A 437-nucleotide genomic window follows, 5' to 3' on the forward strand; every position below is an offset into this window, starting at 1 on the left:
CGCCGGCAGGGCGCCACTCTGGCCCAGGCGTTGCCCGGGCTGCACAGCTTGTGGTCTTGGTCTGGCGGCGCGTTCGGTGTGGCTGATTCCACGCTGTACGCCGTCTCTCCGACTGCGGCAACACCGATCGCGGCGCTCAACAGCAACGATCGCTGCAGCTACGACGTGTTGAACGGCAACGTGGTGGTGGGCAATCGGACGACGCTGATCCTAGTCAGTGGTTCGACGGCTCGGCCGATCGGCGTGCCCGACGGCGTGCTGCCTCTGGTGTCCGCATCGTCGATGGGAGGAATGCGCGGCGGCCGCTATTCACTGGCCGCCAGCTACGTCCGGGGGAAGGAGGAAGGCGCCTTGTCGGGTCTTGCGTCCCTCGAGCTGCAAGAAGGTCAGGGCATCCGAATCGACGGCCTGAATCCTCCTGCCGGCGTCGACCTGGT

General features: G+C 66.6%; 1 protein-coding gene. It reads left to right on the forward strand.

From position 1 onward, the window contains the following. Positions 1-78: 78 nt before the first annotated feature. On the forward strand, positions 79-437 hold a 359-nt coding region (locus Y882_RS18335; protein WP_156171599.1), incomplete at its 3' end, for a hypothetical protein.

This window comes from Dyella japonica DSM 16301 (assembly GCF_001010355.1).
Lineage (GTDB): Bacteria > Pseudomonadota > Gammaproteobacteria > Xanthomonadales > Rhodanobacteraceae > Dyella > Dyella japonica.